This is a genomic window from Altererythrobacter sp., assembly GCF_050299635.1.
Classification (GTDB): domain Bacteria; phylum Pseudomonadota; class Alphaproteobacteria; order Sphingomonadales; family Sphingomonadaceae; genus Erythrobacter.
The window spans coordinates 21,189-27,237 of the sequence record NZ_JBNKWF010000032.1 but is presented as its reverse complement, the minus strand read 5'-3'; the positions used below and the strand labels follow the sequence as shown (position 1 = coordinate 27,237).

Annotated in this window: 7 protein-coding genes; 2 read left to right on the top strand and 5 right to left on the bottom strand. The window is 62.1% G+C overall.

Features of this window, described 5'->3' with window-relative positions:
• On the top strand, positions 1-462 hold a 462-nt coding region (locus ACQY6C_RS13810), incomplete at its 5' end, for a peptidylprolyl isomerase (RefSeq protein ID WP_427969703.1).
• A gap of 3 nt (positions 463-465) precedes the next feature.
• Here ACQY6C_RS13810 and ACQY6C_RS13805 read toward each other — a convergent pair.
• Complete coding sequence (locus tag ACQY6C_RS13805) at positions 466-1,776, bottom strand: M20/M25/M40 family metallo-hydrolase (protein WP_427969701.1); 1,311 nt, start codon at positions 1,774-1,776, stop codon at positions 466-468.
• A 76-nt stretch (positions 1,777-1,852) separates the two neighbouring features.
• Here ACQY6C_RS13805 and ACQY6C_RS13800 point away from each other — a divergent pair, with 76 nt between their 5' ends.
• A complete protein-coding gene (locus ACQY6C_RS13800) occupies positions 1,853-2,101 on the top strand; it encodes a type II toxin-antitoxin system ParD family antitoxin (protein WP_427969699.1) in 249 nt (82 codons plus the stop codon).
• 160 nt (positions 2,102-2,261) lie between these two features.
• Here ACQY6C_RS13800 and ACQY6C_RS13795 read toward each other — a convergent pair whose 3' ends face one another.
• The 4 genes from ACQY6C_RS13795 to sdhD are packed head-to-tail and all read right to left on the bottom strand — an operon-like array spanning position 2,262 to position 6,046.
• Positions 2,262-3,359 (bottom strand): saccharopine dehydrogenase family protein, encoded by a 1,098-nt coding sequence (locus tag ACQY6C_RS13795; protein ID WP_427969697.1) that lies wholly within the window; start codon positions 3,357-3,359, stop codon positions 2,262-2,264.
• On the bottom strand, positions 3,356-3,823 hold the full coding sequence (locus ACQY6C_RS13790) for a DUF2269 family protein (RefSeq protein WP_427969695.1): 468 nt from the start codon (positions 3,821-3,823) through the stop codon (positions 3,356-3,358). Before ACQY6C_RS13790 ends, ACQY6C_RS13795 begins: the two co-directional genes overlap by 4 nt.
• Before the next feature lie 13 nt (positions 3,824-3,836).
• Positions 3,837-5,645, bottom strand: a complete 1,809-nt coding sequence (sdhA, locus tag ACQY6C_RS13785) for a succinate dehydrogenase flavoprotein subunit (RefSeq protein ID WP_427969693.1) — start codon at positions 5,643-5,645, stop codon at positions 3,837-3,839.
• Entirely contained in the window at positions 5,645-6,046 is a 402-nt protein-coding gene (sdhD, locus tag ACQY6C_RS13780) for a succinate dehydrogenase, hydrophobic membrane anchor protein (RefSeq protein ID WP_427969691.1), read from the bottom strand. The genes sdhA and sdhD overlap by 1 nt, the downstream gene beginning before the upstream one ends.
• Between the last annotated feature and the right edge of the window lie 3 nt (positions 6,047-6,049).

Below are 6,049 nucleotides of genomic sequence, written 5' to 3'. Positions count from 1 at the left end.
TATGTCGATGAAGACCGCTTCGACGGCATCGTCTGCTATCGCGCGATGCACCTCAAATGGGGCGAGCCGCCCAACGGACTGCTGCAATGCGGAACGCAGATGAACCCCGATCGCATCCTTCCGCCGATTGCGCATGAGCCGACCAACGAGACCGGCCTCAGCCATACAGACGGTGCGCTATCCATGGCGCGCTATGATCCCGGCTCGGCAACGGGCGACTTCTCGATCATGATCAAGGACCAGAAAGGCCTCGATGCTCAGCCCAGTTCCGAAGATCCCAATCTCAGGCCCGGTTTCGCGGTGTTCGGTTATGTGATCGGCGGAATGGACGTGGTCCACGCTATCCATGCCATGCCCGCCGATCCCGACAAGGGCGAAGGCTGGATGAAGGGACAGATGCTGGCCGATCCGGTGGAGATCGTTGACGTTCGGCGAGTGAATGCCGAAGCCGGCGAGGAGTAGCGCCTAGTCCCGCTTGGGCGTTTCCGCGGCAAGGCGGCTCATCAGGATGGCCGCGCGCTGGGCCTGGCGCGTGAAGCTGCGCAGGTCGACGCTTTCACCGGGCGCGTGGCCGAGTTCGCCGCTGGGACCCAGGCCTGCGAGCGATGCCTGTACCAGCTCTGCGACGAAGCTGATGTCGGCTGCGCCGCGCTTCGACGGAGGAAACTCCTCCATCTTTTCTAGCCCCATGTCCGCGTTGATTCGGTTCAGGCGTGCCAGAAGCGCGCGGTTGCCTTCGGTCGGAGACATTGGCGGATAACGAATATCGAACTCGATTTCCGCATCGGTGCCGGGCAGGTTCGCATCGACGATGGCCTGCATCGCCGCGATGGTCCGATCGGTCTGCTCGCTGGATATCGTTCGCAGGTCGCCGCGTGCGATGGCCACAGGCGGGATGATGTTGGTCTTGCCGCTGGCTGTACCCGACAGCCCGTCGTCCGCAAGGCTTGCGGGAGTGCCACCGACCATGAGCCCGACATTGAAGGTCAGGTTCTCTTCGGGCAACTCGCGCCGGAACGTGTCGAGGATGCGTGCCATTTCATAGATCGCGCCATAGCCCGCGTTTTCGTCGAAAATACCGGAGGAATGGCCGGTCTTGCCGCGCGTGGTCAGTTCCCACCCACTTGAGCTGCGGCGCGCTACGACGCCGAAATCCTTCCCATCGATGACAGACAGGCCTTCGAAGCCCAATGCCACATCGGCCCATTCGCCCGCTTTCCTGAGATCGGCCCGGGCGACTTCGAGCGGGCTCCCCGCATCTTCCTCGTCCCCGGTCAGCGCAACGACAATGCTGGCGTCCTTTAGTGTTCCGGCTGCCTTCATCGCGCGCAAGGCGGAAAGGATTACGATGACCCCGCCCTTGTCGTCTTCGACACCAGGACCGATGGCTCGGTCGCCCTCCCGCGTGAAGGTGTCGAAGCCGGAGTCCGGCTCAAACACCGTGTCCATATGCCCGATCAGCAGCATCCGCGTTGAACCGGGTTTGCCTTCATGCCGCGCAAAGAGGTGCCCTGCTCTGCCCGCAGCGGACTGGTCGATCCACTCGACGGTGAAACCCAGCGCTTCGAATTCCGGGATGAGGATATGCGCCACCGCGCGCACGCCTTCGTGATTATGCGTGCCCGAGTTTTGCGAGACGATGCGTTCGAGCAGCGCGACATCGCTTTCGAAGCCATCCGCGACCGTTTCGACCATGACCTGCTCGGGGGCAGAAAGTTGTGCCGATGCAGGGACCGAAAATGCCAATGCCACGAGTAGAGTAAGGATTCTTCGCATTGAGCAAGTAGCCGCACGATTGACCTCCATGTCAATGCGAATGCGCGTGTTACCAAGGTTTGGCATCCCAATTTGCATGGGCAAGAACACATCCATCTCCCTCTGCGGTTACCATGAGGCCTTTGTGCGCCGCAAAGTCGAGCAAGGCGAGTTTGGCTCTGTAGGCGAAATCATCCGCGACGCATTGCGGCACTACATCGCAGAAGAAGCAAAGCGGGAAGCGTTGGATTGCGCCTTGAAGGAAAGGCTGGATAGCGGAATAGCCGAAGATTTTGCGTCCGATGGCTTTCTCCGCGAAATGCGTGCCAGCTACAATGCCGATTGATGCAGTTTCGCTTGCGAGCCGCAGCAAGATACGATCTTGCTGATATCTGGCTACTCACGGCTGACCGCTGGAGTGTCGATCGGGCGGAGGATTATGCGCGCACCATTGAGCAGCGACTCCGGCACATTCGCGTCATCGCGATAGCTGAAGGGTTCGTGTGTCATTCGTCGATCGCCTCTATGTCCAGCCCTTCAAGCGCTTCGAGATAGTCGGCCAGAGAAATCAGGTCGAGGCAAGGCCTTGCGCCCGCTTCGATCGTTTTACCGCCGGCCAGTCTGCGCGCGATCAGGATGGCAGGCATGCAGGGAATGTTTGGGCCATGGCCCTGCCGCGCGATAAGCCAGTGCTTGCGCATAACCGCCCTGCCCTCGCCATCGCGCCCCGAGATATACATGTGGAAGCCGCTGCGGCCGCTGCCAAACGGATCGAACAGGAAGCTTCCCCGAAGTAGCGCACCGGACCAGCGATCCAGCTGCGGCAGCAAGTGCAGCCTCACGCCCCAGCTCATCAGCCAGGTGCCGAAATGCAGCAGAGCGATTTCGTGCCCCGCGCAGAAACGCATGTCGCGAAGGCCGGGATAGCGCTGCGGAAACAGATCGAGGTCGGGGATATCGCAATAGCCGAACCAGCGGCGACCAAGTTCCGGATAGACTTCACTATGCAGGTCCTGCCATCCGAACATCCGCCGCATCGCACCCTGGCGCAGCATGGTGAATGGGCGGCCGACATAGGACAGGATCGCGCTTGCCGTGCCCAAACCGCGATTGGTCTGTTGTGCGGCGGAGATGCCGTAATCGACCGCCTCGATCGTCATTTCCTTGGCCGCTTCGTCAAGATAGGCAGCGGTAAGGCATGGGACCGAGCTCGCTCCCGCGATGACGGCGACGCCGGCCTGCTTCGCGCGCTCGTCCACCGCACCGATACCGGCAACGAACTGCCGCGCGTCGGCCAGATCGCAATAATGTGCGCCGCAGGCCACGGCGGCTTCAGCCACGCGATAGTCCTGGCTCTGGAATGGACCGACCGTGTGGATGACGAGATCGGGTGCGATTGCCGCCAGGCTCGCCGCCGGTTCGGTGATATCCACCATCGCACCTTGCGCTGGATTGGCCGCGCCAAGCGAAGCTGCGAAGTTCGTCGCTTTGGCCAGATCGCGCCCGCATATGATCAGTTCGATGTTGGGATCGCACGCCAGCGCTCGCGCGATATAGCTGCCGAAATTCCCGTATCCACCCAGGATCGCTGCACGCAATCTCATGCGGGCTTTGCGACCATCAGCCAGAAGACCGCGACCAGTGCGCCGAATGCAGGCCATCCCAGCATGAACCAGGTGCGAATCCGGCGCTCCAGCAGAGTATCGTCGATTGCATCGCCATCGAGCTTTGCGCGCCACATGTCGCGGATACGGATTTGCAGTCTCACCACAGGCAGCCAGCAGGCGAGCGCCACCACATAGAGAACATAGGCCGCAATGAGCCACCTCTCCGACGGGTCAAAGCCCGCGAGATCGATCAGCATGAAACCGCTTAACGGCTGAATCACGCCCGCGGTGAAGGTGAAGATCATGTCGGCAATCGTGGTCGTGCGCGCAGCGAACCACGCCGCCGCAGGCTCCCCGCTGCGCATACCCATCAGGAAGAAGAATGCGATGCCGATACCCGTGCCGAACAGCACGGTAGAGGACAGGATGTGGACGGTCTTTACTAAGGAATAGAGGTCCACGCCCTGCTCTCGATCAATACACCCGCTTCTTGGGCTTGATGTACTCGATGTCGTCGGTCAGCGTGTAATTGTGCACATCGCGGTAGGAAAGCGCGACCGCACCGCCCTTGCCGCCCCAGCCTTCGAAATGGCTGAGCGTGTGCTTCATCCAGTTGGCATCGTCGCGATCGGGATAATCCTCATGCGCATGGGCCCCCCGGCTTTCCTTGCGCGCATGGGCGCCGTGGATCGTCACGCTGGCCTGGCTGATCAGATTGTCGAGCTCGAGTGTTTCGATCAGGTCGCTGTTCCAGATCAGCGAGCGATCGGTAACCTCGATGTCTTCCATCTGCTGGTAGATGCCCGCGAGCTGCTCCTTGCCTTCGGCCAGCACCTGGTCGGTGCGGAACACCGCGCAGTGCGCCTGCATGCAACGCTGCATGTCGGTGCGGATCTTCGCGGTCGAGCTGCCGCCCTTGGCGTGGCGGAAATGGTCGAGACGGCCCAGCGCGAAATCGGCGCTGTCATCGGGCAGAGCTTCGGGCGGGGTACCCGGCTTAATCGTTTCCTTGAGCCGCAAGCCGGCTGCGCGGCCGAACACCACGAGATCGATCAGCGAGTTCGAGCCGAGGCGGTTCGCGCCATGGACGGAGACGCAGGCCGCTTCGCCCACCGCGAACAGTCCGGGCACGGTCGCGTCCATATTGTCCGCCGTCGGGTTGAGCACTTCGCCGTGATAATTCGTGGGAATACCGCCCATGTTGTAGTGCACCGTCGGGCACACCGGCAGGGGCTGGCGGGTGAGGTCCACCCCGGCGAAGATCTTGCCGCTTTCCGTGATGCCGGGCAGCCGTGCCGCCAGCACCTTCGGATCGATATGGTCGAGATGGAGATGGATATAGTCGCCATGCTCGCCAACGCCGCGGCCTTCGCGCATTTCCATCGCCATGGAGCGCGAGACAACGTCGCGCGATGCAAGGTCCTTGGCGCTCGGGGCATAACGCTCCATGAAGCGCTCGCCTTCGCTGTTGGTGAGGTAGCCGCCCTCGCCCCGCGCACCTTCGGTAATCAGCACGCCCGCGCCATAAATGCCGGTCGGGTGGAACTGGACGAACTCCATGTCCTGCAGCGGGAGCCCGGCACGCAGGACCATGCCGCCGCCATCGCCGGTGCAGGTATGCGCTCCGGTGCAGGTATAATAGGCCCGGCCATAGCCGCCGGTAGCCATCACCACGGCATGCGAACGGAAACGGTGGATCGTCCCGTCATCGAGGCACATCGCGATCACGCCGACGCATTTGCCGTCTTTCATGATCAGATCGATGGCAAAATATTCGATGAAGAAATCCGCGTCGTACTTCAGGCTCTGCTGATAGAGCGCGTGCAGCATCGCGTGGCCGGTACGGTCGGCGGCGGCGCAGGTGCGCTGCGCAGGCGGGCCTTCGCCCATGTTCTGCATCATTCCGCCGAAGGGGCGCTGATAGATCTTGCCCTCTTCATTGCGGCTGAAGGGCATGCCGGCATGTTCGAGCTCGTAAACCGCCTGCGGGGCCTCGCGCACGAGATATTCGATCGCGTCCTGGTCGCCCAGCCAGTCAGACCCCTTGACGGTGTCGAACATGTGCCAGGTCCAGTGGTCCGGCCCCATATTGCCGAGGCTGGCCGCGATGCCGCCCTGCGCCGCAACGGTGTGCGAACGGGTCGGGAAAACCTTGGAGATGTTGGCTGTCTTGAGGCCCGCTTCGGCGGCACCCATGGTCGCGCGCAGGCCGGAACCGCCGGCGCCCACGACCACAACATCATAGGTGTGATCGATAATCTTGTAGGCTGAAGTGTCGGCCATTATGCGGCTCCTCCCATCGAAGCCGAGGACAGTGCAAGGCGAGCGACGCTGAATATTGCGAAGGCTCCGCCGCCGATCGTGGCGAGATTTAGCAGGGTGATGGCTCCGAACTTGGTGCCGGCGTTGTGGACATAGTCCTCGATCACCACCTGAAGGCCGAGCCGGGCATGCCAGAATGTGCTGATGACCAGCAGGATCATCGCTGTCGCCGGGACCGGGTCAGAAAGCCAGCCGCTGACGGTGCCATAGCTCAGGTCCGGCAGCAGCACGAAGCTGGTGACCAGCCACAGCATCAGCACCACATTGCCGATCGCGGTGAAGCGCTGCAGCAACCAGTGATGCGCGCCTTCATGCGCCGAGCCGAGCCCGCGCACCTTGCCGAGGGAGGTTCCGTTACCCATTGC